The following is a 25,579-nucleotide window of genomic DNA, read 5'->3' as shown; positions in this document are numbered from 1 at the left end:
GTTCCTTGGGGAACGGCCCCCGGCCCTTTGAGACCGAGAAACGCCCGATATGAATGCGCTTGTCCGAATTGCCCTGAGCCGACCGTATACGTTCGTGGTCATGGCACTTCTTCTGCTGATCGTGGGGCCGTTGGCTGCTCTGCGAACGCCGACCGACATTTTCCCGGATATCCGGATTCCGGTGATCGGTGTGGTGTGGCAGTACACCGGCCTGCCGCCCGATCAGATGTCGGGACGCATTACCACGCCGTTCCAGCGCGCGCTGACTACCACCGTCAATGACATCGAACACATCGTTGCCAATTCGTATAATGGCGTCGGCGTCATTAAGATCTTTTTCCAGCCCAACGTCGATATCCGCACCGCCAACGCCCAGGTCACGGCGATTTCGCAGACCTTGCTCAAGCAGATGCCGGCGGGTGCCACGCCGCCGTTGATCCTGAACTACAGCGCCTCGACCGTTCCGATCATTCAATTGGCGTTGTCGGGCGAGGGGCTGACAGAGCAGAATCTGGCCGACCTCGGCATCAACCAGTTGCGCACGCCGCTCGTCACCGTTCCGGGAGCGGCGATTCCGTATCCGTTCGGCGGCAAGCAGCGCCAGATCCAGATCGATCTCAATCCCAACGCGCTGCAGGCGCTGGGGCTGTCAGGGCAGGACGTTGCCAATGCGCTCGCTGCCCAGAATCTGATCACGCCGGTCGGCACGCAGAAGATCGGAAACTTCGAATACAACATTCAGCTCAACAACTCGCCGCTCAAGATCGAGGAACTCGGCGATCTGCCGATCAAGACCGTGAACGGGGCGATGGTCTATGTTCGCGATGTGGCGCAGGTGCGTGACGGCAACCCGCCGCAGACCAATATCGTGCACGTCGACGGCGCCCGCTCCGTGCTGATGATGGTGCTCAAGGCCGGTTCAGTATCGACGCTCGACATCATCGCGGGCATCAAACAGAAAATCATCGACGTCAAAGACGCGATGCCTGACGCCTTGAAGGTTAATTTCATCGGCGATCAATCGATCTTCGTGCGCGGCGCGATCGCGGGCGTGGCCTTCGAAGGCGTGATGGCGGCCGTTCTCACCAGCATCATGATCCTGCTGTTCCTCGGCAGTTGGCGCTCGACCCTGATCATCGCGGTCTCGATCCCGCTCGCGGTGCTGGGCTCGATCATCATGCTGTCGATGATCGGTGAGACGCTCAACATCATGACGCTCGGCGGTCTTGCGCTCGCGGTCGGCATTCTGGTGGACGACGCGACGGTGACCATCGAGAATATCAACTGGCATCTTGAAAACGGCAAACAGGTCGAGCCGGCGATTCTCGACGGCGCGGCGCAGATCGTGACCCCGGCATTCGTGTCGCTGCTCTGTATCTGTATCGTCTTCGTGCCGATGTTCTTCCTGACCGGCGTGTCGCGCTTCCTGTTCGTCCCGATGGCGGAAGCGGTGATGTTCGCCATGGTCTGGTCGTTTATCCTGTCGCGCACCCTGGTGCCGACGATGGCGAAGTATTTGCTGCATGCTCATCCGCACGATGAGCACGGCAATCCGCTGCCGCCTCCGCCGTCACGCAACCCGCTGGTGCTGTTCCAGCGCGGGTTCGAAAGGCAGTTCGCGAAGGTGAGGGCGGCATACCACGGTCTGCTCGCAATGGCTCTCGGACACCGAAAAGTATTCGTCGCCGGTTTCATGTGCTTCGTTGCAGTGTCCTTTTTGTTGGTGCCGTTCCTTGGCCGCAACTTCTTCCCCGCGGTTGATACCGGCCAAATCCTGTTGCATGTCCGTACCCAGGTCGGCACCCGCGTTGAAGAGACCGCCAACCGGCTGGCCGACATTCAAAAAGCCATCCGGCAGATTATTCCGCCTGAGCAGGTCGAGACGATCGCCGACAACATCGGCATGCCGATCAGCGGCATCAACATGACCTATAATAATACGGGCGTGATCGGGACGCAGGATGGCGATATCCAGATCAAGCTCAGGGAAGATCACAAGCCGACGGACGAGTACGTTCGCGAATTACGCGAGAAGTTGCCGCGCTTGTTCCCGGGCGTCTCGTTCGCGTTCCTGCCGGCAGATATCGTCAGCCAGATTCTGAACTTCGGTGCGCCGGCGCCTATCGATCTCCAGATCCGCGGTGCAAACGCTGATGCGAACTTCAAATATGCCAGCGATCTGCTTCGGCGCATCCGGCACATTCCAGGCGTCGCCGATGCTCGCATCCAGCAGTCGCCGAATAACCCCGGCTTCAACGTCGACGTCGATCGGACTCGTGCCCAATATGTGGGTCTGACGACACGCGACGTGACCAACGCCATGGTCGTCAATCTCGCAGGCAGTTCGCAGGTTGCGCCCACATACTACCTGAACCCCGATAACGGCGTGTCCTATTCCATCGTGATGCAGACGCCGCAGTATCGGATTGACTCCTTAAGCAAGCTGCAAGCCCTGCCGATCTCGGCGACAGGCGCACCTTCTGCGCCGATCCTGGGTGGTATCGCCGATATCTATCGCTCCAATTCGAGTGCCGTGGTGTCGCAGTACGACATTCAGAACTTGGTGCAGATTTATGCGACACCGCAGGGACGTGATCTCGGCGCTGTGTCCGCGGATATCAGGCAACTGATTGCGGATACGGCAAAGGATGTTCCTAAAGGCAGCAACGTCGTGCTGCTGGGGCAGGTGCAGACGATGAACAGCGCCTTCTCGGGCCTGTTGTTCGGCCTCCTGGGCGCGATCGTGCTGATCTATCTGCTGATCGTTGTGAACTTCCAGTCGTGGTCAGACCCATTTGTGATCGTTTCGGCGCTTCCTGCTGCGTTGGCGGGCATCGTCTGGATGCTGTTCGCGACCCACACCACGATGTCTGTACCGGCCCTGACAGGCGCTATCATGTGTATGGGCGTGGCAACCGCAAACAGCGTGCTGGTCATCGCCTTTGCCCGGGAACGCTATGACGAGCTTGGCGACCCGGTTGCTGCTGCGCTGGAAGCCGGTTTCGTCCGCTTCCGCCCGGTGCTGATGACGGCACTGGCCATGATCATCGGCATGACGCCGATGGCGCTTGGTCTGGGTGAGGGCGGTGAGCAAAATGCGCCGCTCGGCCGAGCCGTGGTTGGCGGCTTGATTTTAGCAACGTTCGCCACACTCATGTTCGTGCCAGTGGTGTTCAGTATGGTCCACAAGAAGCAGCCCGCGGGTTCCGCGACGGCGCCGGAGACAGTTCATGCTTGAAGAGACCCCTTCCGTATCGCGCGGCAAGTTACGATTGTTCGGCATCGTTGCCGGCGTTGGATTGGCCGCGGTGGTTGTTGCTGGGATATCGACCAGATCCAATGGCGATGCCAGATTGCGTGAGTGGACCGATGCGCAGGCGGTGCCTTCGGTCGCCGTTACGCTGCCTGGCACGAAGCCCCTGAATGGCAAGATCGACCTGCCCGGGCGGCTGGAAGCCTATTCGCGTGCGCCGATCTTTGCCCGCGTCAGTGGCTACCTTAAAAATTGGTATGTCGACCTCGGTGCGCCAGTGAAGGCCGGCCAGACACTGGCCGAAATCGATGCCCCGGACCTCGACCAGCAGTTGCTGCAGGCGCGTGCTGATCTTGCAAACGCGCAGGCTGCCGCAAAGCTGTCCGCAGCGACGTTATCGCGCCGCAAGACCTTGCTGGCATCAAACTTCGTATCACAGCAGGAGATCGACGAACGATCGGCTGATCTCGCCAGCAAGGAAGCGCAGGTTCGCTCGATGCAGGCCAATGTTGAACGGCTGGAAGCTCTGGCAAGCTACAAGACCGTGACCGCGCCGTTTGATGGCATCGTCACCGAACGCAACACGGATGTCGGCGCCTTGATCAACGGCGGCACGGGCTCTGGGGCTGCAATGTTTGTGGTCTCAGATTCCAAGAAGCTGCGCCTCTATGTGAACGTGCCGCAGAGCTATCTGCCTTTGATCAAGATTGGTGCGAAGGCCGCCGTTTCCGTACCGGAATATGCCGGCCGCTCTTTCCCGGCGACCGTAGAAGCGTCAGCGCAATCAGTTGATGGCGCATCGGGAACGACCCGCATGCAGCTTGTGCTGGATAACAGCACAGGCGAATTGCGCCCGGGTGCGTATGCCGATGTCCAGCTCAACCTGACGCGTGACACGCAGCCGCTCAGCATTCCTGCAAGCGCGCTGATCTTCAACAACAATGGCTTGCGCGTTGCGACTGTAACGCCTGCAGACAAGGTGTTGTTCAAGACCGTGACGATTGCGCGCGATCTCGGTCGCGAGATCGAGATCGCAACGGGCCTTTCGGCCGATGACCGAGTCATCGTCACGCCGCTCGATGGTATCGCTGATGGCGATCAGGTGCGCATCGCAGGTGGTGGCAAGGATGGCACACCGCGCACCAGCGCAAACACCAACGTCAAGACAGAGTGACGGCAGCACCGCTGCGGTCACTCTTTAATCTTAATCTCTATCTCGCTGTTGTGCCGGTCCCGGCTGGGTAGCCAGGATTCGTCGTGCTATCGCCAGGCAGCCCGCTTGGCGAGGCGCCGGTCCCTATCGAGCCCGGTGTTGATGTGTTCGGCACACCCGGCTGATTCACGCCGCCGGTACTCATTCCAGTTGTACCCGTCGTGCTTGGAGTCGTTGGCGCCATAGTTGGTGGCGTTGCGGGTGATATGTTAGGCGAGCCGGCAGGCGCAGTCGGTGAGGCCGGCGTTGCCGGGCTCACGGTTCCTTGTGCAGCAGCTACAAGTGTCGATCCGATCAGCGATGCGGCGGCGATAATTGCGATCTGTAATTTATGTCGCATTGACAGCTCCATTGATTGCCTTTGGTCTCAAGTGAAACGCGATGTGTGTGGCGACGTTCCTTCACGCTCGTTCACGCAATATCGTGCGACCGTGCGGCAACATGGGACTCGGTTCATGCAGACACTTCTTGAGGCGACAGGAAGCTTTCGGCTCGGGCCGCATCTGCTTGCGTTGTCGATCGCGTATCTCCTGGCGCTGCCGATCGGTTGGAACCGCGAGAGAGAAGAACGGAGTGCCGGCCTTCGCACATTTCCGCTGGTCGCGCTCGCCACATGCGGCATCGTGCAGGCAACTGAACACATTCTGCAGGATCATCCCGAAGGAACTGCGCGCATCATTGAGGGCCTCATGACTGGCATGGGCTTCATTGGTGGCGGGGCCATCCTCAAGACCGAGAATTCGGTTCGCGGTACGGCAACCGCGGCCAGTCTTTGGGCAACTGGTGCGACCGGCGCAGCCGTAGGACTTGGCGCCTATGACGTTGCCGTGGTGATCTCGCTGTTCACCTTCCTGACGTTATGGCTTCTGGTGCCGTTCAAGGAGGAAGGCAATACCAAGAGAAAATCTGATCAGACATGATCGCGCGTGCCTATGGCGCCTTCTTCCATAGTTTGATCAATGGTCCATTCGCGCCATAAACTGGATCGGATTTGGGAAGCGCGACCTTTGGAATCGTCCTCAGCGCCTTGCGGTGGTTCTCCGCTGTCGGCTGCGTGATCTGCATATCCGCGCCCGGCGGATAGGCGCCGATAACGAGAAAATCGGTGCTGGCTGACAGGCATTGATGTCCGGTGCCAGCCGGTAACACTGCCGCATCTCCTTTCCGGATTTCAAATTCCGCACCGTGATCGCCCCCGAACCGGACCAGCGCGCGGCCACGGGCCACGCCGAGCACTTCGTGAACAGTTGCGTGATAGTGCAGGTAATCGAAAACGCCATTGCGCCACATCTGGTGGCCCCAGTTGTTCGCCTTGAACACACTTTCAATCATGTCTACTGGCCGACGGTCTTCGAATTCGAAAGCACTTTTGTAGATCAGGAAAGGCAGGGGATTGTTCGGCACAGCGCCGTCATCAGGGAATACGAATGACACTGGGGTAACGGCGGTGTGGTGAACGCTCATCGCAAAATCGTCCATACACATCTCGTGGGCTGGTTCCGGGGCAGCGCGTGCGTCGAGTACTCCTCGGTTCACGGTAGTTTGAATAACGCTCGTTCAGCGACAGTGTTCCTCGAAGTCATACTTGTCGCGGATCATGAGGTTAAAGAAAGCTCCCTTGGAGGCCGCTCTGCCAAATTGCTCGTACACTTCCGGCGTGACGCCAAAATAGGTATAGGTACGGCCGGTCGTGAAGACGACGAGCAGTTCTCTTGCGAACGCATTATATTCGATGCGCGCAATGGCGCTTGAAGCAACACGTGGCATCGGCCCCTCGTTGCGTCATTGTTAAGCGAATATGGGAGCTGGCGCAGGGAGCGCAAAGCTCCAAGGTCGTTTACTTCTAGGACGTTCTTGCTCCTAAGGCATTCTTGCCGGAACCATTCGAGAGACATCGATGAGCCCGACAACCGTCAAGCCAAAGACTTCAACGAAACCAAAGCTGCAGCGTCCGCCGATGTACAAGGTCATTCTGCTGAATGACGATTATACGCCGCGCGAGTTCGTGGTCACTGTATTGAAAGTTGTGTTTCGCATGGGTGAGGAGACGGCGAGCCGCGTGATGCTGACCGCCCATCAGAAAGGCGCATGCGTCATTGCGGTGTACACGCGTGATGTGGCTGAGACCAAGGCTAAGGAAGCGACTGAGATGGGGAAAGCGAAGGGCTATCCGCTGTTCTTCACGACTGAGCCGGAGGAGTGATGAGCCTAGCGGCGCGGGGCAGCGCTAGGCTCTGAAGAGTATCGCTACGCTCTGAATATCGTGAATCCCAGGATGAGCAGGATCAGGAAGATCACGGCGAAGATGTAAAACAGGACACGGGCGATATCCGCTGAAGCGACTGAGACGCCCGTAAAGCCGAACACGCCGGCGATGATCGAAATGACAAAGAAGATGAGAGCCCATTTCAGTATCGACATACAGACTACCTTGTTATGATTCAAAGCTAGAACGATCGATGGCTACGATGGTTCCGACCTGCGCGTTTCAGGAACTAGCGAGACAATGCGCGGTTGCCTCCAAAAGTAAGTCCATGAGTGAAATTGGAGGTCGGCATGAAAATTTTCACCATTCTGTGTGTAGCTGGATCGTTAGTTCTGTCTGGTGCTGCAGTCGCGCAATCCTCCGGCAGTAGCTCCTCCGGCGGCAGCACGAGTGGGACAGCAGGCGGCTCTATGAGTTCATCTCCCGGAGCAGCGTCTGGCGGATCGCTGGGGTCCAGCGCATCGCCAGGCACGAATTCCGCTGGCACCGCTATGCCATCCGGCGGCGGAGGCACCGTTGGCGTTGCTCCTTCCGGCACGGGCGATCCCAAAGTCGATCAGGCTGAGAAGGACGTGGACCGGAAGGTGAAAAGCATCTGCAGGGGATGCTGAGCACTTTGCTCCAGAGCTGGAATAACCGACGGCCATACGCTAATTTTCAGCGCCGGTGATCTGATGCGATGGAGCTGCCCTCATGGCCGCGGTAAGGCGTGGAGTATTCGTTGTGGCTTTGGTGCTGAGCACCATGTCTGCCCAACAGGGGCTGTATGCACAGTCGGCTGATCTCGTTCTCTGCGATCGGGTCGCAGCTGATCCTGAAGATCCGGACAAGCCTGCCGATGTGAAGGGCGTGGCTTCCATTGCCGGCTCGGACGTCGCGACAGCGATCAAATACTGCAAGATCGCATCTGCGTCTTCACGCCGGGCCATGTATCAACTTGGCCGCGCTTATCTTGCCGACAAGCAGATGAATGAGGCGGCTACCGCATACCGCAAGGCTGCCGACAAAGGCAGCACGACGGCGATGGTTGAGCTCGGTGTGATGCTCGCTAACGGCACTGGCGTCGCCAAGGATGAAGGCGCCGCGCGCAAATTGTTCGAACGCGCGGGGCAGGCTGGTAACGCGCGCGGCGTTACCAATCTCGCGGTGTTATCGGAACGAAGCGGCGGGGCGCCGATGGATCCGGTGAAATCCCGTGCCGTGCTGGCGAAAGCAGCGGAGGGCAATTCGCCTGAGGCGCAATATCAACTGGGGCTCATGATGCAAGATGGCGTTGGCGGGCCAAAGGACGATGCCGGTGCGCGAGCGCTCTTTGAGAAGGCGGCTGCACAAGACCACGCAGGTGCTCTTGAGCGTATGGGTGCGTTTGCGCAAAGCGGACGTGGAGGCCCACAGGATTCCAGCGCGTCAAAAGCCTATTATGAGAAGGCCGCAGCGCTCGGCAACGAAGACGCGAAAGCCGCGCTCAAGCGATCGGAATGTTCATACGTGGTCAAAGACAAGTCCGGAAAAGTTGTCACCACGCTCTGCTTCTAAAAAAACGCGCTGGCGAGAGCATCGCACAGCGCGGGATTGATTAGTCGATCGAAATGTTGGCGGCCTTGATGGGGGCCGCCCATTTTGCCATTTCGCTTTTGACAAAATCAGCGAGGTATTTCGGCGTCGTGCGGTCGTCAGAAACAAAGCGAAGTCCGACGGCTTCCAGCTTTTCTCGGACCTCAGGCGTCTTCATCGCATCGATAGTTGCCTTGTTCAGCTTTGCAACGATGGCCTCTGGCGTGCCTTTCGGCAGGAAGAACGCATTCCAGGTGTACGCCTCGACGTCGTAGCCTTGTTCAATCGCTGTCGGAACGTTCGGCAGGACGGGTGAGCGCTCCTTGTTGAGAATGGCGATCGCTTTCACTGAGCCGCCTTCGATTTGAGGCTTTGCCGTCGTGACGATATCGCAGAGGTAGTCGATGCGGCCGCTGGCGAGATCCTGCATGGCAGGATTTGCGCCACGATAGGGCACGTGCACGATATCGAGACCGGCCACGGAGTTCATCAACGCGCAGCCGAGGTGGATGGCCGATCCTGTGCCTGCGGAGCCGAACTGCATCTTGCTGGCATTGGCTTTGCCGTAGGCCACGAACTCCTTCAGATCCTTGACCGGAAGATCATTGCGCGCGACCAGCACGAGCGGGGCTTCGACCACCAGCGCTACCGGCTCGAAATCCGTCATCGCGTTATAAGCCGGCTTCTTATAGAGGAGCTGGTTTTGCGCCTGCGTGCCCACAGTGCCGAGCAGGAAGGTGTAACCATCCGGAGCAGCTTTCGCGACGCGGCTTGCGCCGTTCATGCCGCCAGCGCCGCCGACGTTCTCCAGGATGACTGGCTGACCAAGAAGTTCGCCCATCCGCTGGGCAAACAATCTTGCAAAAACGTCATTCGGGCCGCCAGCCGCGAACGGGTTGATCATCGTGATCGGGTGGGTTGGCCACTCATCCGCGTGGGCTGTCGCAGCGACCGTCAAAAAGCATAGCGCGAGTAGGGCCCGCAGCATCTAATCCTCCTTGATTGTTATTGGCAGAATTCTGCTTTCCAGAGCCCGTACCGCTTATCGGGCAGGCGCTGATACAATCAAGTGGCGTTCAAGCCGGATTGTCCTAGTCGGACAGACGGCGGATTTGCCGCATGAAGCGGCGGTCAGGTCAGCCGCCGCGTTCCGTTCGTTTGAGGCGCGGGTTCATCATCGTGGAAATGACGGGGCGTTTGCCCGGCGATATCTGAATTGCCCTTGCCGATGAGGTCCGGACTGAAGGTGAAGATCTGAAGGTTGCGCAAGACATCGGACGCACGCGACGTAAATGTTGCGATTTCAGCGGTTCCTTCGATCGCCTTCTTCACCTCTGCGCCGCATCCCGTACACTCGTAGGTAAATTCGAGCTTCGTTACCGCCCACTGGACGTCCTTGATTTCCATGAGCCGCTGTTTGCAATCAGGGCACACAACCACTGCGGGTTTTGCATCTCGGAGGGCAACATTGGCGAGCATTCTACTCTCCCATACGCAGACATTCGGTCGCCAGGTTCAACGTTCCGACGTAGCGCTATTTTATCGCCCCCGCTCGGCGCTCCGGGATTAACTTTCGCGAAATGCACAGGATCCTTGTGCGGATCAAATTACCCTGAGTTTTCCACAGGCTGGCCTGGAGTTCTTAGATCCCACCCTAGCCAAGATCAAACCGGCCTCTAGGGCGTCACATGCCCTGTGCGGCGGTGATCATGAGCCCGCCGATGATCGCCATATTGGACAGCCAGACATTGATGGTGTTCTGGCGTGGCTGACCCTCCATGTCCCAGAAGTTTAGCAGCATGACCGATGCGGCGAGGGTGAACAGCACCAGGCCAAAGGCTGCAATCGGCAAGAAGAGTCCAAAGATCACCAAAAGCCCCGCGATGAATTGAAAGGCGGAGCCCGCGAGCAACACAGCGCGGGGCAAGGGCACGCCGCGTGCGGCGATCATCTGCGTCAGCACAGGAATGAGAAACATGTGCCGGATGCCGGCGAACACGAACAACCCGCCGAGCAACAGGCGGCTAAGCAGCAAAATGATGTGCGGAAGGTCAGTGGGCATAAGAGATTGGTCCATCACACGCGCCCGTTCACGGGCAGCAGTGCCCCTGTGACGGCACTGGCTTCCTCGCTTGCAAGAAAAAGGATGACGTTGGCCAGTTCATTGGGCGTCACCCATTTGCTGAAATCTGCCTGTGGCATGTCCCGCCGATTGGCGGGCGTATCGATGGTAGACGGCAGCACAGCATTGACGGTGACCTTGCCCTTCAGCTCGGCGGCAAGTGCCTCGGTCAAGCGGTGTACACCGGCTTTGGATGCCGCATAGGGGCCCATGCCGGCACCTGCCTGCAGCGCGCCCATCGCGCCGATGTTGACGATCCGGCCTGCGCCTGATCCGCTCAAATGAGGGATTGCAGCGCGTGAAGCGTTCACTGCGGTCAGGGTGTTGATGGAATACAGGCGCTGCCACGTCTTCGGATCGCCTTCAGCCACGGTTTCGAACGAAAAGGCTCCGGCGATATTGATCAGCACGTCCAGCCTGCCGAAATGCGCGGCCACGGCATTGATCGCCTTCGTGGCCTGATCGGGATCGGAGAGATCGACGCCACCGAGATGAAGCTGCTCGGAGGTCGCCGGAATCGTCGTGGCTGCATGATCGATTGCGGCCACTTTCGCGCCCCGCGCAATTGCGGCGTCCATAACGACCTTGCCGAGGGCGCCCGAGGCACCGGTGATGACGACGACTTTTCCGTTCATTGCATGTCTCCGCTGCGGCATGGGACTTTAGAATAGCCGATCCTCTCTCGCCCGAGATAGGTGGGAATCGATCCGGACGTTTCCACCACACTGTGAAAACTCGAGGATGACCGCCTGGAAAACCATGGCTATAGATCGGCCATGACGCTTGATGTCATGAGGAATTACAGATGGGTGATGCTGTTCGGGTCTTCTCAACCCTCGCACTGATGGGAGCCATCCGCGGTCTCGCCGAGCGATACGAAGCGGATTCCGGCGTGAAGATTGATGTTGAGTTTGCACCCACGCTTGCACTTCTGAAACGGCTCGATGGTGGGGAAACAGCGGATGTTCTCATTCTCACCCGCGAGGCACTCGCTGACCTTGCATGCAAAGAGCAGGTCGCGGCTGATAGCTGCGTAGATTTGGCGCGCTCCTATGTCGGCATCGCGGTCAAAGCGGGCGCGCGGCATCCGGATATCTCATCAGTGGCGGCTTTGCGCGAGACGCTTCTGAATGCGCGTTGTGTGGGATATTCGCGCCTGGGGGCCAGCGGGATTTATTTCGCGAAGCTGATCGAGCAGATGGAGATTGCCCCGCAGATCAATGCTCGCGCCAAGGTTATTCAGGCTGGTCTGACGGCGGAGCTGTTGCCGACCGGTGAGGCTGAACTGGCCGTGCAGCAGATCAGCGAGCTCAAGCTCGTGTCGGGGATCGAAGTTGTCGGCCCCATTCCTGTTGAGCTGCAGCAAAATCCAGCGGTATTTTCCGCGGGACGCATGGCCGCGTCTCGAAGGGGTGAGCAGGCCGATGAGTTGCTAAAATTCTTGAAATCACCCAGCGTTGCGCCGGCTTTGCGAGAATCCGGATTGGAGCCGTGAGGTCGGTAACGGGGCGCCGCGAAGTCTGCGAGGAGCTTGAGTCTCTATCAGGTCAGCTTCGCAACAACTGCCAGCCGCTTCACAGTGCCCTTCCTGTAGGCGCGGAGAAACGCCTCGTAGTCTCTGAAGGAGACGCAGCCGTTAGAATCGCCGTTCGGGCCTAACATGAAGGTATGAGCGAGCAGACCGCTTCGTCCGAAGATTTTGCCTTCACCGCCCACCGGGTTGAGCCGGATGGCCTGAACGCCGTGGAAAAGGCTTTCGCGTAGGGACAGATCGTAAAGATGCGGTGGCGTGGCGCCGCGCATGCGGACATGCACAAAACGAGGATCGTCGAGCTTGTCGCCGAGGCCTGAATGGGCCTCGAGCTTGGTGCCGTCCGGCATGTAAACCATCCGTGCCGAGATATCGTAGACAGCAGTCTCGCGATCGTAGAGGGCGGTGCTGCCTGGGGTCAGGCTTTGCCCGTCGCTGGAAATCCCCCCATCAGGGGAGGCGAATGCCAGGATAGGTCCCTTTTCCTTGAGCTTTCCGAATAGCCTTTCAAAGATCGAGGGCTTTTCCGGCGCTGCAGCTGTATTGGCCTGGGCGACTTCGCGGCTTGAAGGACCCTTATCGTCCGGCGCATTGAGGATGGACGGACGTGGCGTCGGGAGCGGGACGGCCTCGGCAAGCTGGACGGCGGGCGGAGGCGGGGCTACCGCCGGGCGGGCCAGCGGCACTGGAATTTCGATCTGGGCGACCCGGGGCGCCGCCACCGGCAGCCTATCGGCCTTAGCCAAGGCAGGTCGTGAATCTGAGTCGTCGGGGGCCAGGAAACGATCGTTGAATGAGGCCGCTGGAGGGAGCGCCCCTGTTACGTCAAGCTGAGCGACGGAGGTTTTCAGCGCGCCAGATTGGGTGGCAACAAAAGAGACCGGTGGGAGGTCGATGGCGACAGCCTTGGTCTCGGGACCGAAAACGTTGGTGTAGAGGGTATAGGCACAAGCTGCTGCAATGCACACAAGCGCAGCATTACCGATCAAAGCCTGTGGGCTCGCCTTGCGTGAAGTGCGCCGGCGATCGTCCGAGGTTGGTTCGTAATACGCGCTACTATAACTCATACGCCTGACATCCAGGATAAATCCACGAGCTGCCTTTCCTGGGGGCGTTGATACGCAATGCACACAGGTCGGACGGTCGGTACAAAGCTGTGTCCGAGTGATCCTGAGTGTGCGATTTCCCCAAGTCTCGTTTCGCAGATTTGCGGAGCATGATTAAGGCGAGTTTTCGTTAAATGCCGATTAAATCCGGAAGAAAAGTTAATGGAACCGGCCAGTTTCGGCAACTTTGACCCAAAGCCGCTTCAAATGGCTGGTGACCCCCCGGTCAGCTGCCTTGGTCGCCCAGAATCGAGTCGAGAATTAGGCAGTCTCACACGAAGCCGTTGGAAAAACGCACATCGACGGCTTTCGATTTAATTGCCGCCGAATCGCGGAGCGACTGATTGCAAACACAACGCTCGACGGAACGACACACCGATCGATTCGATTAACGTGGAAGGGGCTGATGGAGGAGCTGTCCATGATCCGCAAATTGCAATCGGGCGAGTACAGACTCTATTCACGCAAGGTGAATCCAAAAACTGGAAAGCGTCGCAACCTTGGAACGTTCAAGTCACGCGCTGCGGCGGAGAAACACGAGCGCGCCGTTCAATATTTCAAAAGACACGCGTGAAGCATCACAGCGCCTCGCGTTGTTACGCTCACAATCCAGCGTGTGCAGCGCCACCGATGCGATCTGCGGCGATCAATTTTTTAATCAGCTCTCGTCGCAAGATTGGTGTTGTTGCTGCGTCGCCGCGCGACGTCACATCTCTGACGCGGCGGGATAATTGGCGCGTGTGACACTAAATTCTCGCGCTGCAAAAATTCTTCTGATTGCCGTTTTCCGCCTAAAGATGCAGCAGCGTCACAACAAATTCTAGCCTCATTGCCTCGCCACGCTTCGCTCCTGTTCGCAGAGTGGGGACTCGTCAATGCGAACGGGGTGTTTTGCGTAAGATGATTGAATCAGAGAGGGCCTCACCGGCCATCGATGACGCTTGGATGTGTATCTTGGGGAGGCGGCATGAAGTCAGCGAGAGAGACGGCTGAGCGTAGTCTTGCGCACTTGGGGATCATCGCGGCGTTCGCCGTGATAGCAATGGTCGTTTACTCTCACTGACCGTTGGCGTTGTCGTGGTTCTCAACGGATGAGCCGCGACAACGCTGCCGCTTCGCGTCGCGTCCGATCAGTGAGCTGGCACAAAGCCCGCATCTTGCCAGACCTTACGGTTTTCATTTGAAGCCAGAAATTTGATAAAAGCCTGCGCGGGCTCTGCGGATGCGTTTGCCGTGGTGACAGCACCAGCATAGACAAGACTGAGCTGCAGGGCATCCGGGAGTGGTCCGATCTGATCGACGCCACTGACGTGAACGACCTCACTTGCTGGATAGATGCCAATCTCCGCCGTGCCGTCGGCGACCATCTGTGCTCCGCCCTCGAGAGCGGGCCGATAGTACACTTTCTTTTCGATAGCGTCCGCAATCTCCAGACGCTTGACCAGTTGCGCCATGTGCGCGCCGCTCGGCGTCGCTGTCGGTGTCGAGTAGACGACCGAGCGTGCCTTGAGCAGGGCATCCTTGAATGCGTCCGGCGTTGAGATATCGGGGCGGGCCGCGCCTGCTTTTGCAATCGCAACGAGGCGCACCGTTCCAAATGAGTCATAGCCCTCTTGCTTGAGCCGGCCCAGCTTGATCAAGCCATCGATGGCGGTCGTCGGCATGATGACCATGTCGGGAGCCTCGCCATCGGCGATACGCTGGCGCAGCGCCGAGATCAGGACATATGACATCTTCACATGGTGTCCCGTGGCTTGCTCGAACCTCGGGATCAGCACGTTCAGTGCTTCCTTCGGCGCGCCGCCGCTCATGACGTTGATATCCGCTGCCACAGCGGGAGCCGCGTAAATTGCAGCGACGACGAGCCAGGCGATTGCTTCTTTCATGAGGATCTCCACCGATAACGTTCCGAAACCGATAACAGAGATTGGTGTAAGAACATTTTTCCCGGCAAAATTTTCTCCTCCTGCAGTTTCTTCAGCCAGGCGTATCGTTGGTGTTCGAGTTATCCCGCTGAAAAATCTCTGTCTTCTGATCTATCGGGTAGTGGCACGTGGTTTGCTAAGTGCTGCTCAGTCAATGGAGATTGCTATGTCGATTTCGCTGTCCGGCGTTTTATCGTCCCTTTCCGCAAAACCGCTGCCCCCCGGCTCGAATTTGAAGCCCGCGGACTCAGACTCCCAGTCCGCCGAGCAGAAGTTTCTCGACTACATGAAGATGACGCCCGCCCAGCGCATGCATGCCGCAATGCTGAGCCAGCTCGGAATTTCGGAAGACGAATTTAACGCGATGGATCCTGCAGCTCAGCAGAAAGTCGAGCAGAAAATTCAGCAAATGATCCAGCAGCAGGCTGAACAAAGCAATGACAAGCGGACGGGGCTGATCGCGGATATATCGGCCTAAGACACGCACATTGAAGCTGAACTTCAACAGGGACGTTGCATTGTGCGTCGGCCCTGCAGTTGGCCGATAGCTATTTGCCTTTGCTGTCCACCTTGCGTTTTTCTTCGTCGTTCATTCGCTTCACCGTTTCGTCCTGCTCGGTCGACCCGGTCGGTTTGTTGATGCTTGGGGGTGGGTTTGCGTTCGGTGCTGACGTCTGACGGGGAGGCGTATCCGCCGGCCGTGTGGCCGTGGCGTTTGGCGCAGGAGAGGTTTGAGCCACTGCGTTCGCTGCGCCGAACAGCATGCAGCCTGATAGCAACGCCAACTGAAAAGACCTTGCCGTTTTCATCGATCCAACTCCTGTCAGATCGATGAAAACGGAAAGGACAGATGAATGTTCCGAGCCAAAGCGTTTTCGAGCGAAGTGGCTACTCGTGCTGCCGATTTGAAGTTCTTCCGGACGAAGCCGCAAGTTCGATGAAGAACTTCAAATCCAAGAGCGGCACGACAGTCATAGGTTTGTGAGTGTCCCTTCGATTCCAAAGTTCGCATCCGAGCAAGCCACGGGTCTGTGCGAACTTCGGAATCGGGACACTCGTTCGCGTGAAGAAAACGCGTCAAAACAAGAATCTAGAGCTTCGGTTCTGATGCAATCAGAACCGAATACGCTCTAGCTTTCGAGTTGCTTACCGATCGGAAGCGCCCGGATACGCTTTCCTGTTGCCGCAAAGATCGCGTTAAGCAGGGCCGGCGCGAACGGTGGAACGCCAGGTTCGCCCACGCCGCTCGGTGGCGTGTCGTCATCGGCGGGCACGATATAGACATTCGTGACCATCGGCGCTTCGTCGATCCTCACCACTGGGAAGTCGTCAAAGTTTCCTTGCTGAACCTTCCCGTCCTTGAAGGAGATTTCGCCGTACTTCGCGAGGCTGAGGCCCATGACGGCAGCGCCTTCCATCTGTGACTGGATCCGTTCGGGATTGATGAACGTTCCGCAGTCGATCGCGGTATCGACCCTGTGCACGGTAAGCTTGCCGCCATCGTCCACAGACGCTTCGACGATGGTTGCGATGTAGCTCACGAAACTGCGGTGCACAGCGATGCCAAGTCCATGTCCTTTCGGGACGGACCGGCCCCAACCGCCTTTCTCGGCGACGACCTCGACAACACGCCGGAGTCTGCCTGTGTCGATGGGGTAGCTGTCGAACGGCTCGCCGTAATTCCACGGATCCTTCACCGAATCCAGTTTGACCTTCCGCGGCGTGCCGATGAGCTGCAGCAACATCTCCTTCTGGTCGCGGCCCGTGGCATGAGCGAGTTCGCCGACCATCGACTGGATGGCGAATGCGCGAGGGACATTGGATACGGATCTGAACCAGCCGATGCGCGTATGTGCTGCGGCCTCGGGATTTTCACACCGGATGTTTTCGATCTCGAACGGCATGTCGATCAGGCCCATGCCGAGCTCGAAGGGGGCGGCGTGAAGCACGTTCGGTGCGAATGTCGAGGCGATGCTGGGCGCGACGCTGCGATGTCTCCATGCGATGACCTTGCCGTCCTTGTTGAGGCCGGCTTCGATCCGCTCTACGGACACCGTATGCAGGAAGTCATGACGGACGTCATCTTCGCGCGTCCATTGAACTTTCACCGGCGCCCCCAGCGTCTTGGAGAGCAGCGCCGCTTCGATCGCGTAGTCGCATTTCGACTTGCGTCCAAATCCGCCGCCGAGAAGCGTGACGTTGACAGTCACATTCTCTTCGGGAATGCCGAGGGTCTTTGCGACGTCTTCGCGGGTGCCGCCCGGGCTTTGTACAGGCGCCCAAATCTCCGCCTTGCCGTCCTTGACGTTGGCAACGGCGACGGGCGGCTCCATGCTGACATGAGCGAGGTGAGGGAGGTAGTACTCACCGACGACGACTTTATCCGCCCCCTTCAAGGCTGCGTCTACGTCGCCTTCGTTGCGCACGACCAGGCCCGGCTTGCGTGACGCTTCTTCGAGCTGGGAGCGATAGCTGACGGAATCGTATTTGCCGTTTGCACCATCCTCCCAGACGATCTTGAGCGCATCGCGCCCCTTGATCGCCGCGCCGGTGTTACGGGCAATCACCGCGACGCCGCCGAGAGGCTGGAATTTGGACGGCCAGGGCCAGCCCTGAACCTCCAGTACTTTTTCGACACCGGAGACCTTCAAGGCATCTGCGCCATCGAACGATTTGACCTTGCCGCCGGTAACGGGAGGCCGGGCGATAACGGCGTATTTCATTCCGGGCAAGCGGGTGTCGATGCCGTAATGCGCCTTGCCGACGGTGATGTCGTGAAGGTCGACCGAGCTGATCTGGCCTTTGCCGATGTAGCGGAAGTCTTTCGGAGACTTGAGCCTCAGGCCCTCGATGCCCGGTACGGATTGGTTCGCAGCGTCAGCGGCAAGCTCGCCGAAGCCGAGCTTCCGTCCGCTCGCGCTGTGAACCACTTCGTGGTTGACCGCTTTGACTTCAGTCGCCGGGACGCCCCATCGCGTGGCCGCGGCAGCTTCCAGCATCGAACGTGCCGAGGCTCCGATCTGGCGCATCGGGAGAAGATAATGTCGGGTGCTGCGCGATCCGTCGGTGTCCTGGTTGCCGAATTTGACCTCGTCGCCATGGGCCTGCTGCACGTGAACACGCGACCAGTCCGCTTCCATTTCCTCGGCAACCACCATCGGAAGGCTGGTGCGGACACCGGTTCCCATCTCTGAACGATGGGCAATGATGGTCACTGTGCCATCCGGCGCGATCGCAACGAATACCCTTGGATCGACGACAACGCCGTGAGGCATCTTGCCGGCGCCGGTCTCGTACGCGGCGAAGGCCGGGCGCGACATGACGGGTGCTGCAAGCACGAAGCCAGCTGTGATGCCGAGGCTTTGAATGACGGAACGGCGTGAGACGTTCTCGACGCGGATATGTTTTTGGAAGCCGCGCAATTTGCCGGGATTGGTGATGATGTTCATGATCAGACCCCCGTCGAAGCCAGATGCACTGCGTTTTCGATACGCTGATAAGCCCCGCAGCGGCAGATGTTGCCGGACATCGCTTCCTTGATCTGACCGTTCGTGGGCTTGGGGTTTTCCAGGAGCAGGGCGGCGGCCTGCATGATCTGTCCGGTCTGGCAATAGCCGCACTGCGGCACATTTAATTGACGCCAGGCCTTCTGAACCGGATGATCGCCGGTGGGGTGGAGGCCTTCGATAGTGGTGACTTCGCGGTCCGCAACGTCGGAGACCGACGTGATGCAGGCTCGTACGGCCTGCTTATCGACAATAACGGTGCACGCACCGCACAATGCTTGGCCGCAACCAAATTTCGTTCCTATCAGGCCGATTTCGTCGCGAAGAAACCAAAGCAGCGGAAGATCCGGATCGCCGTCCCAAGTCTGTTCCTGGCCGTTGATTTTGAGTTTGGTCATGATCGTCCCTCGCTCTTCGTAAGCTGTTGATGTCTCTTCGGCACGAGCAGGAACATGTTTCCTCTATTGCCCTGTACCGTCGTTGGTGATCGTCCACGTTCAATATTTGAAACGGCAATATTTGAAACGGAATGCACGAAAGTATTGTGAACCGTATCGCGCGATCTGGATTGAAAATGTCGAGGTGGCGAGCCCCTGGTCGCTTGCCATCGTTCGCCGATTCCTGAGGGCCGCTTGGGGACTGGAATCCTAGCAGAAAAGCGTCCGGAGTGAACTCACAACACGTTGTTCCGCCGAACTAACCTTGTCTTGAATCGGGTGGATACAGCCATCGACCATTGCGACGCTGCATCGCGGTGAAGCTCCCCGGAATCTTGGAGGTCAGCTATGGGATCTCGGAATTTGCGCGTGGCTGGCTTGGTTGTGGTAACAGCGCTGGTCAGATTGTCGCCGGTGTATGGCCAAGCCCAATCGCCGATCGTCCAGCAACAGATGGTAGGCCAGGCCGGTGAAGCCGCCCTGCCGAACCAGTCAGGCACGCTGACTGGAAAGGAGCGCCTCGGCCGCAAATGGTCGGATGAGCAGCGCCTCGATAATTGCAATGTGCCAGTCGATAAAAGGGGTACTCGGCCACGGCCGAATGAATGCGTGCACGCTCCAACGATATGAGGCAAAGCCTCGGCAGGGTAATTTTAGATCGAAAGGTCTTTGTTAACCTTTTCGCCGCGGAGGGTCGCGCGCCAAGTGCCTTGATCCACCATATCCGCGATCAAATCTGCCATCACATGGGCCACGGCTTCGCTTCCCCGTGCGTTCATCGTGCGTTGCGACACAACAACCGACAACGTCCATGAGGGGACCGGATCGACAATCGGAATTGCCACCATCTCGCCGCGCGCCATTTCGTCAATGAAGGCGAAGTGCGGCATGATCGCCATGAAATTGGAACTACAGACCAGTTTGGCGATGGCCGGAAGGCTGTCGCAATCCTTGATCATCGGTGTGATGTCATGACGCGCGGTCAATTGGTCGATGACGTTTCGAAGAACGTTCGGACGCCCTGGCAAGACGATGGGTCGCTCGAACAGCTTCTTGAAGGGCATCGACTTGCGCTTGGCCATTGGGCTTTGTTTCGAGACGAACAGCATCAGGTCTTCTGTTATCATCTCGGTCCATGCCACGTGCTCGAATGCCTTGTGGTCATAGAGAAGCGCCACGTCGAGACGTCCGGCCTGAATCAGCTCGTCGAGATAACCGGTCATCGCTTCGACGAGATGCAGTGTCACGTTGGGAAAGCGCTCAGCCATCTCACGATACAGGTGGAGAGATAAGCCTCGGCAAGCTGATGTCGGGAGTCCGACGGAGACGCGCCCCGATGGAGCAGATGTCCGCGAACGAACCGTGTCTTTGGCGTAATCGATCTCCAGGAGAATTCTTCGGGCATGCTCATACAGCTGTTGCCCTTTTTCGGTCGCGGTCACACCGCGGGCATGGCGAACCAGCAGTTTCACGCCGAGCTCTTCTTCCAGGCTCTTGATCTGCTGGCTTAGCGATGGTTGTGCGATCCGAAGAACTTCCGCAGCACGGGAAAAATTGCCGCTCTCAGTTATTTGCACGAAGTACTTAAGCTGACGCAGGTCCATACAACTTTGTCCTCAGTGCGATATTAGGTTCCTGACATGTTGATCTGTCAACGTGCTTGCAAAATGTGCATTTGCAAAAACTATTGCCTAGGGTCCGTTTTCTCTTAGCGAAATCATATCGATAAATCATTTCGCTATGCATCAAAGGCGAGCACCCGTTTCCTCATAGGTTTTGCCTATATCTTTCATCGGAATTTGATCTTTGTTCTAGTGATTTCTTTGCCGTTAGCTCCCGGCGTGAGCGTGTTGGTGCGCGCTCGATCATTGAGACGCGGGAGATACGACATGTTTTTGCAGAGTAAGTTCCGCAGCGGAATTGTTGCCGGCGCGGCAATGCTCGGACTGTGTTCGACGGCAGCTTTGGCGCAGCAAATGCCGTGTATTGGCAACTCCGCAGCCATCACCGGTCCCGCGGCATTTGGTGGTCAGGCGATCAAGATGGGCGCGGAAATCGCGATCGATGAGATCAATGCCAAAGGCGGAGTGCTCGGGAAACCGCTGAAGTTTGTGCAATACGATGACGCAGGCGCACCGCCGCGCGGCGTCGATAACACCCGGCGTGTTGCGCTCTCGGACAAGTGTGTCGCGATCCTCGGTGGCTACCATTCGACCGTTGCGGTGGCGCAGGCCGAGCCGGTGAATGAGATCGGCATTCCCTATGTCGGCGTGCTGGCTGCAAACACCAAGGCCGTCGAGAACGGCCATAATCCGAACTACATGTTCCGCGTCTCTGCGAAAGATAAATGGGTTGCCCGCTTCCTGGTCGAACAGGCACTGAAGGCGTCGAAGACCGGCAAGATTGCGTTCTTCTACGAGAACACCGGCTGGGGCAATGGCGCGCTGCCGGACGTGAAGGATGCCATGACGAAAGCCGGCAAGGAGCTGGTTGCGGCGGAGACCTTCAACTGGGCTGATCAGGACATGACGCCGCAGGTGATCCGAGCGAGGGATGCCGGTGCAGATCTCGTGTTGCTGTGGGCGCTCGATCGCGAAGGTAATCAGATTGTCCGCTCGATGGACAAGGTGGGCTGGAAGCCGACGATCATCGGTGCATGGGGTATCGCCGGCAATCTCGGTGAACTCGCAGGGCCGCTCGCGAACGGCGTTCAGGTGATCCAGACTTACACGTTCATGGGGGCGATGGACCCGAAGAAGCAGGCCCTGTGGGACAAGATCAAGGCGAAGTACAGCTTGAAGGATCCTTCCGATATCAAGATGGGATCCGGCGTCGCCAATGCCTATGACGCCGTCTACATCATCGCGCAGGCCATCGAGAAGGCGGGCGCCTATGACTGGAAGAAAGTCCGTGAAGCGCTCTACACGGTGAATTACGACGGGCTCGTCGCCGATTACAAGCCGGCGTTCGATGCGTCAGACCCCGAGCGCCAGGATGCGATCCTGCCGAAATACTACAAGCTCACGGCCTGGGTCGACGGCAAGCTTCTTCCAATCGACCAGACCAGCTACGGCAAAACGCAGTGAGACGGCTGTAGAGCCAAGCGCACGCACGAAGGTCGCAGCGCCCAAGAATGGCGTTGCTTCCTCGCTCACGTAAGCTCCGCCTGTGTCGGAGATGCGTGGGGAGTAGTTCGATTTGCTCGAACCGTACTGACCTCACTCTCCAGCGACCGGGCCCTCTGTGACAACAACGATCCAATACATTCTGTCCGGCCTCGCCATCGGCGGCATCTATGCGCTTGTCGCCCTTGGCTTTCACATCATGTGGTCCGCGGCAAAAGCCGTGAACTTTGCACACGGTGACACGCTGATGATTGGCGCCGTTCTCGCGGTGCTGGGCGTGGATGCAGGGATCCCGTTGCCTCTTGCCTGCGTGCTGGCTGTAATTGCCGGCGGAGTGTTCGGCATCTTGCTGGAACGCTTCGCGGTCCGTCCCTTTGCCGCAACCGCCACCTCAGTCGGCTGGATGCTGACCACGATTGCTGTCGGCGTCATGATCGAATCCCTGGCAACGCTGCAGTTCGGCGGTTTCTCCCGGCCACTGCCTTCGCCGGGCGTGAAGAACGCGGTTCATATTTTTGGCGCGGGCGTCTATCCGCAAGAGCTCATCATTCCGGTGGTCGCTGTGCTGGTGATGGTCGGATTGAAGCTGATGCATCGGCACACGTTGGTCGGGCGCGCGATGCAGGCGGTCGCTCACGACAAACGCGCCGCCGCTCTGATGGGCATCAATGTCAATCGCATTGTCGCGCTTTCGTTTGGCCTCGCGTCGTTGTTCGGTGCCGCGGCCGGTGTTCTGGTCGCGCCGGTTATTCAGGTGTCCGCCAGCATGGGCGCGATCCTTGGTCTGAAGGGATTTGCTGTCGCGATCATCGGCGGCATCACCAGCGCGCCGGGCGTCGTCATCGCCGGCCTCGGCTTTGGCATCATGGAGAAATTCGTCGAGGGCTACATCTCCACCGCAGCGCGTGAGATCATCGGATTCAGCGTCATGATCCTGGTCTTGCTGGCCTTTCCTCAGGGCCTTTTCGGCAAGCGGGAGGTTCTCAAGGTATGAGATACCTCATTCCGCTTGGCTTCCTCGTCTTTGCAATCATCCTCGTCGCCGTCCCATTGATGGCGGACAACGAGTACGAGCTGCGGCTGTTCATGCTGTTCCTGATCTACGGCATGATCGCGGTTGGCTTGAATGTGCTCGTCGGTTTGACCGGGCTGGTGTCGCTGGGGCAGGCGGGGCTGTTTGCGTTGGGATCATATGCGGGCGCCATTCTCGCAACGCGTCTCGGCTTTGATATCGTTGCGTCCTGCATCGGCGCGGCCATCGTTTCCGGCGCGTTCGGTGTATTGCTTGCGTATCCGACCGTGCGTGTCCGCGGTGTCTATCTGGCGGTGGTCACGATCGCTTTCGGAATCATCGTCGAGAACGTTGCCATCGAGTGGCAGTCGCTGACCGGCGGCACCACGGGCTTGAGCTCCATTCCGCGTCCCAATGTCTTCGGCATTAGGCTATCCGGGTTCGCTTTCTATGGCGTTCTTGCCGGGACACTGTTCGTGTTCACGCTATTGATCCACAATCTGAAGACATCGCGCTATGGCCGCACCATGCTCGCCGTCTCGCAAAGCGAGACCGCGGCGCGGGCGCTGGGCATCAATCCGACGGGCTTACGCACTCTTGCGTTTGTGATCTCGTCGGTGACGGCAGGGATCGCAGGTGCGTTCTACGCGTTCCTAAATTCCTATATCTCGCCTGACATCTTCACCTTCTCGGACAGCGTTCGCTTCCTGCTCATGGTGATCCTTGGCGGCGCAGGATCGACCTTCGGTCCGGTCATCGGCGCCTATATCCTTACATACCTGCCTGAATATCTGCAGCAGTTTCAGCTCTGGCAGAAATTCGCCTACGGTGCGTTGCTGTTGCTGGTGATGTTTGTACTACCCCGCGGCATCATCGGGACGTTGCGGCTGGTGTTCGACCGGATCCGTCCGATTGAACGTGCACCGGATGCCTCAGAGGGCGTACCGGCCGAGACGTCACTGCGACATGAGAAGCGAGATCTCGCGGCCGAACTCGTCGCCAGTGGGTTGACCGTCCGCTTCGGCGGTCTGACCGCTCTGTCGAGCGCATCGCTGCGGGTGAGGGGCGGCGAGGTCCATGCGCTTATTGGTCCGAATGGTGCAGGCAAGTCGACCTTCGTCAACACCATCTCCGGCTTCTACCGGCCGAATGAAGGCCGCTGTGAGTTGGACGGCGTCGAACTGACCGGGCGGAGGTCGCGGGATATCGCGCGCCTCGGCCTCGCACGAACGTTCCAGAACACCGAATTGTTCGGCGACATGAGCGTGCTCGAAAACGTCATGGCCGGGTACGATCAGCGCCTGTCCTATGGCCTTGTGCATGCCCTGCTGCGCCTGCCTCTCATGCGCCGCGAAGAAGACGCGTGCCGCAAGACCGCCATCGGCCTGCTGGAGTTTGTCGGGCTCTCGCAATATGCCAACGAGGCAGCGCGCTTTCTGCCTTTCGGTCTGCAGCGGCGTCTGGAAATCGCCCGCGCACTCGCGGCTAATCCGCGGTTGCTGCTGTTGGATGAACCTGCCGCGGGCCTCACCACGCAGGAGATCGACGATCTCGAGGCCATGATCCGCAAGATTGCCGCGCATGGAATTTCCGTGCTGCTGATCGAGCATCATGTCGATCTTATCATGGCATTGGCGGATACGGTGACGGTTCTCGATTACGGACAGGTCATCGCCAGCGATACCCCGTCTGTGATCCAGGACGATCCGCGCGTCATCGAAGCCTATTTCGGGACATCGCCTGGTGAGGCAGCTCTTGCGGAGGCCCGCGCATGAGTGAAGTCCTGCTCGATATCCAGAAGCTGGAGTTGCGCTACGGTGCCGCGATCGCTGTTCGCGATATTTCACTGCGTGTGAAGCGCGGACAGCTTGTCGCCGTCATTGGCAACAACGGTGCAGGCAAGTCGTCGATGGTGCGCGGCGCCACCGGACTGGTACGCCCATCCGGCGGAAAAGTTTTCTTCTGCGGCCAGGATACAACGAGCCTCAGCGCGGATCGGAAGGTCGCGCGCGGTCTCGTCATGGTACCCGAAGGGCGGTTGCTGTTTCCGGACCAGACGGTGGAAGACAACCTGATCCTCGGGGCCTACTTGCACGGCGGGCTTAAAGGCAAGGAATCACAGGTCGCGCTCAACAAGGTGCTTGAGCTGTTTCCGCGCCTCGCCGAGCGCCTGCATCAGCAGGCCGGCAGTATGTCGGGCGGCGAGCAACAGATGCTTGCCATTGCGCGAGGGCTTATGGCTCAGCCCGAACTGCTCATTATCGATGAATTGTCGCTCGGGCTCGCGCCGAAGATTGTCGATCAACTGATGTCCGTGCTGACGACCCTCAACAAGGAAGGGTTGACCATTCTGCTGGTCGAGCAGCTTGCCTCATATGCGCTTGCCATCGCCGATTACGGCTTCGTTGTCTCCAACGGGCGGATCACCCGTGAAGGTCCAAGCGGCGAATTAGCGCGGGATCCCGAGGTGATGGAAGCGTTCCTCGGCAAGAAGAAGTCAAAAACCTCAACCCCAAAAGCCTAAGGAGT

The 25,579-nt window shown here is 58.6% G+C and carries 26 protein-coding genes; 13 read left to right on the top strand and 13 right to left on the bottom strand.

Annotation, left to right across the window (positions count from 1 at the left end):
- Window positions 1-49 precede the first annotated feature (49 nt).
- The 3 genes from ACZ5C3_RS17270 to ACZ5C3_RS17260 all read left to right on the top strand — a co-directional run bounded on the left by ACZ5C3_RS17270 (window position 50) and on the right by ACZ5C3_RS17260 (window position 5,386).
- Window positions 50-3,238 carry an efflux RND transporter permease subunit gene (locus ACZ5C3_RS17270; RefSeq protein WP_464031575.1) on the top strand — a complete coding sequence of 1,063 codons (3,189 nt, stop codon included), beginning with the start codon at window positions 50-52 and terminating at the stop codon, window positions 3,236-3,238.
- Window positions 3,231-4,427 carry an efflux RND transporter periplasmic adaptor subunit gene (locus tag ACZ5C3_RS17265; protein ID WP_464031573.1) on the top strand — a complete coding sequence of 399 codons (1,197 nt, stop codon included), beginning with the start codon at window positions 3,231-3,233 and terminating at the stop codon, window positions 4,425-4,427. Before ACZ5C3_RS17270 ends, ACZ5C3_RS17265 begins: the two co-directional genes overlap by 8 nt.
- Window positions 4,428-4,921: 494 nt before the next feature.
- Entirely contained in the window at window positions 4,922-5,386 is a 465-nt protein-coding gene (locus ACZ5C3_RS17260) for an MgtC/SapB family protein (protein ID WP_464031571.1), read from the top strand.
- Between the two features lie 10 nt (window positions 5,387-5,396).
- Here ACZ5C3_RS17260 and ACZ5C3_RS17255 read toward each other — a convergent pair whose 3' ends face one another.
- Together ACZ5C3_RS17255 and ACZ5C3_RS17250 are read right to left on the bottom strand one after the other, a co-directional pair.
- A complete protein-coding gene (locus ACZ5C3_RS17255) occupies window positions 5,397-5,930 on the bottom strand; it encodes a cupin domain-containing protein (protein ID WP_464038367.1) in 534 nt (177 codons plus the stop codon).
- A 93-nt stretch (window positions 5,931-6,023) separates the two neighbouring features.
- The gene (locus tag ACZ5C3_RS17250; protein WP_464031570.1) at window positions 6,024-6,233 is read right to left on the bottom strand and encodes a KTSC domain-containing protein; all 210 of its coding nucleotides are present in this window, start codon (window positions 6,231-6,233) and stop codon (window positions 6,024-6,026) included.
- 130 nt (window positions 6,234-6,363) lie between these two features.
- Between ACZ5C3_RS17250 and clpS the strand changes: the two genes are divergently transcribed.
- Window positions 6,364-6,669 (top strand): ATP-dependent Clp protease adapter ClpS, encoded by a 306-nt coding sequence (gene clpS, locus ACZ5C3_RS17245; RefSeq protein WP_464031568.1) that lies wholly within the window; start codon window positions 6,364-6,366, stop codon window positions 6,667-6,669.
- Window positions 6,670-6,713: 44 nt separating this feature from the next.
- Here clpS and ACZ5C3_RS17240 read toward each other — a convergent pair whose 3' ends face one another.
- Window positions 6,714-6,887 carry a DUF1328 domain-containing protein gene (locus tag ACZ5C3_RS17240; RefSeq protein WP_464031567.1) on the bottom strand — a complete coding sequence of 58 codons (174 nt, stop codon included), beginning with the start codon at window positions 6,885-6,887 and terminating at the stop codon, window positions 6,714-6,716.
- A gap of 135 nt (window positions 6,888-7,022) precedes the next feature.
- Between ACZ5C3_RS17240 and ACZ5C3_RS17235 the strand changes: the two genes are divergently transcribed.
- Both ACZ5C3_RS17235 and ACZ5C3_RS17230 read left to right on the top strand, forming a co-directional pair.
- On the top strand, window positions 7,023-7,343 hold the full coding sequence (locus ACZ5C3_RS17235) for a hypothetical protein (protein ID WP_464031565.1): 321 nt from the start codon (window positions 7,023-7,025) through the stop codon (window positions 7,341-7,343).
- Window positions 7,344-7,476: 133 nt separating this feature from the next.
- The gene (locus tag ACZ5C3_RS17230; RefSeq protein WP_464038366.1) at window positions 7,477-8,268 is read left to right on the top strand and encodes a tetratricopeptide repeat protein; all 792 of its coding nucleotides are present in this window, start codon (window positions 7,477-7,479) and stop codon (window positions 8,266-8,268) included.
- A 40-nt stretch (window positions 8,269-8,308) separates the two neighbouring features.
- On the opposite strand, the gene ACZ5C3_RS17225 is transcribed toward ACZ5C3_RS17230, so the two are convergent.
- From ACZ5C3_RS17225 to fabG, 4 genes are all read right to left on the bottom strand, one after another.
- Window positions 8,309-9,274, bottom strand: coding sequence for a Bug family tripartite tricarboxylate transporter substrate binding protein (locus ACZ5C3_RS17225; RefSeq protein WP_464031564.1), 966 nt, complete (start codon window positions 9,272-9,274; stop codon window positions 8,309-8,311).
- A 143-nt stretch (window positions 9,275-9,417) separates the two neighbouring features.
- The gene (locus ACZ5C3_RS17220; RefSeq protein WP_464031562.1) at window positions 9,418-9,765 is read right to left on the bottom strand and encodes a hypothetical protein; all 348 of its coding nucleotides are present in this window, start codon (window positions 9,763-9,765) and stop codon (window positions 9,418-9,420) included.
- 205 nt (window positions 9,766-9,970) lie between these two features.
- Entirely contained in the window at window positions 9,971-10,348 is a 378-nt protein-coding gene (locus ACZ5C3_RS17215; protein ID WP_464038365.1) for a DoxX family protein, read from the bottom strand.
- 14 nt (window positions 10,349-10,362) lie between these two features.
- Complete coding sequence (fabG, locus tag ACZ5C3_RS17210; protein WP_464031561.1) at window positions 10,363-11,043, bottom strand: 3-oxoacyl-ACP reductase FabG; 681 nt, start codon at window positions 11,041-11,043, stop codon at window positions 10,363-10,365.
- Between the two features lie 170 nt (window positions 11,044-11,213).
- On the opposite strand from fabG, the gene ACZ5C3_RS17205 reads away from it, so the two are divergent.
- On the top strand, window positions 11,214-11,903 hold the full coding sequence (locus ACZ5C3_RS17205; protein WP_464031560.1) for a substrate-binding domain-containing protein: 690 nt from the start codon (window positions 11,214-11,216) through the stop codon (window positions 11,901-11,903).
- A gap of 47 nt (window positions 11,904-11,950) precedes the next feature.
- On the opposite strand, the gene ACZ5C3_RS17200 is transcribed toward ACZ5C3_RS17205, so the two are convergent.
- The gene (locus tag ACZ5C3_RS17200) at window positions 11,951-13,006 is read right to left on the bottom strand and encodes a DUF2778 domain-containing protein (protein ID WP_464031558.1); all 1,056 of its coding nucleotides are present in this window, start codon (window positions 13,004-13,006) and stop codon (window positions 11,951-11,953) included.
- 1,169 nt (window positions 13,007-14,175) lie between these two features.
- Complete coding sequence (gene modA / locus ACZ5C3_RS17195) at window positions 14,176-14,931, bottom strand: molybdate ABC transporter substrate-binding protein (protein WP_464031557.1); 756 nt, start codon at window positions 14,929-14,931, stop codon at window positions 14,176-14,178.
- Here modA and ACZ5C3_RS17190 point away from each other — a divergent pair.
- On the top strand, window positions 14,930-15,448 hold the full coding sequence (locus ACZ5C3_RS17190) for a hypothetical protein (protein ID WP_464031556.1): 519 nt from the start codon (window positions 14,930-14,932) through the stop codon (window positions 15,446-15,448). The genes modA and ACZ5C3_RS17190 overlap by 2 nt on opposite strands.
- 70 nt (window positions 15,449-15,518) lie before the next feature.
- Here ACZ5C3_RS17190 and ACZ5C3_RS17185 read toward each other — a convergent pair whose 3' ends face one another.
- The 3 genes from ACZ5C3_RS17185 to ACZ5C3_RS17175 form a co-directional block, all read right to left on the bottom strand.
- Entirely contained in the window at window positions 15,519-15,779 is a 261-nt protein-coding gene (locus ACZ5C3_RS17185; RefSeq protein ID WP_464031555.1) for a hypothetical protein, read from the bottom strand.
- A 321-nt stretch (window positions 15,780-16,100) separates the two neighbouring features.
- Entirely contained in the window at window positions 16,101-18,419 is a 2,319-nt protein-coding gene (locus tag ACZ5C3_RS17180; RefSeq protein ID WP_464031554.1) for a xanthine dehydrogenase family protein molybdopterin-binding subunit, read from the bottom strand.
- 2 nt (window positions 18,420-18,421) lie between these two features.
- Entirely contained in the window at window positions 18,422-18,874 is a 453-nt protein-coding gene (locus ACZ5C3_RS17175) for a (2Fe-2S)-binding protein (RefSeq protein WP_464031552.1), read from the bottom strand.
- Between the two features lie 387 nt (window positions 18,875-19,261).
- Between ACZ5C3_RS17175 and ACZ5C3_RS17170 the strand changes: the two genes are divergently transcribed.
- Entirely contained in the window at window positions 19,262-19,543 is a 282-nt protein-coding gene (locus ACZ5C3_RS17170; RefSeq protein WP_464031550.1) for a hypothetical protein, read from the top strand.
- 23 nt (window positions 19,544-19,566) lie between these two features.
- Here the strand turns inward: ACZ5C3_RS17170 and ACZ5C3_RS17165 are convergent, their stop codons facing one another.
- Window positions 19,567-20,517 (bottom strand): LysR family transcriptional regulator, encoded by a 951-nt coding sequence (locus tag ACZ5C3_RS17165; RefSeq protein WP_464031548.1) that lies wholly within the window; start codon window positions 20,515-20,517, stop codon window positions 19,567-19,569.
- A 333-nt stretch (window positions 20,518-20,850) separates the two neighbouring features.
- Between ACZ5C3_RS17165 and ACZ5C3_RS17160 the strand changes: the two genes are divergently transcribed.
- The 4 genes from ACZ5C3_RS17160 to ACZ5C3_RS17145 all read left to right on the top strand — a co-directional run bounded on the left by ACZ5C3_RS17160 (window position 20,851) and on the right by ACZ5C3_RS17145 (window position 25,574).
- Window positions 20,851-21,999: an ABC transporter substrate-binding protein gene (locus ACZ5C3_RS17160; protein ID WP_464038364.1), complete on the top strand. Its 1,149-nt coding sequence runs from the start codon at window positions 20,851-20,853 to the stop codon at window positions 21,997-21,999.
- A 157-nt stretch (window positions 22,000-22,156) separates the two neighbouring features.
- On the top strand, window positions 22,157-23,032 hold the full coding sequence (locus ACZ5C3_RS17155; RefSeq protein WP_464031546.1) for a branched-chain amino acid ABC transporter permease: 876 nt from the start codon (window positions 22,157-22,159) through the stop codon (window positions 23,030-23,032).
- The gene (locus tag ACZ5C3_RS17150; RefSeq protein WP_464031544.1) at window positions 23,029-24,825 is read left to right on the top strand and encodes a branched-chain amino acid ABC transporter ATP-binding protein/permease; all 1,797 of its coding nucleotides are present in this window, start codon (window positions 23,029-23,031) and stop codon (window positions 24,823-24,825) included. Before ACZ5C3_RS17155 ends, ACZ5C3_RS17150 begins: the two co-directional genes overlap by 4 nt.
- Window positions 24,822-25,574, top strand: coding sequence for an ABC transporter ATP-binding protein (locus ACZ5C3_RS17145; protein WP_464031542.1), 753 nt, complete (start codon window positions 24,822-24,824; stop codon window positions 25,572-25,574). Before ACZ5C3_RS17150 ends, ACZ5C3_RS17145 begins: the two co-directional genes overlap by 4 nt.
- Window positions 25,575-25,579: the final 5 nt, after the last annotated feature.

This window comes from Afipia dichlorophenoxyacetatis (assembly GCF_055386385.1).
This window is presented reverse-complemented; position numbering and strand designations above follow the sequence as displayed.